Below are 230 nucleotides of genomic sequence, written 5' to 3'. Positions count from 1 at the left end.
GACATCGGCCCCGACCAGGTGCTGTACCGCGCCAACAGCGGTGGCGACCAGGCCAGGCCTTGCCTGCGCCGCCTGCGTTACAGCGAACAGGTGCGCACCGCACGCCAGGTGCAGCGGGACTACACCTTCACCAACCCGCAGTACCGGCAGGAACACCGCGCAGGTGACAGTAGCATCACCCATCAGTCCCGGGACTATGAGCGCTTCGACTACCCCGGCCGCTACAAGCG

1 protein-coding gene is annotated in these 230 nt (G+C 67.0%); it reads left to right on the top strand.

The window, feature by feature from the left end:
• Positions 1-230, top strand: a 230-nt coding sequence (locus RYH74_RS26320) for a contractile injection system protein, VgrG/Pvc8 family (RefSeq protein ID WP_317410624.1), incomplete at both ends; no start/stop codon positions are given.

The sequence above is a fragment of the Pseudomonas sp. LSJ-87 genome (assembly GCF_032971465.1).
Classification (GTDB): Bacteria; Pseudomonadota; Gammaproteobacteria; order Pseudomonadales; family Pseudomonadaceae; genus Aquipseudomonas; species Aquipseudomonas putida_Z.
Note: the sequence above shows the minus strand (reverse complement) of the source record. Positions and strands in the feature narration are given on the sequence as shown.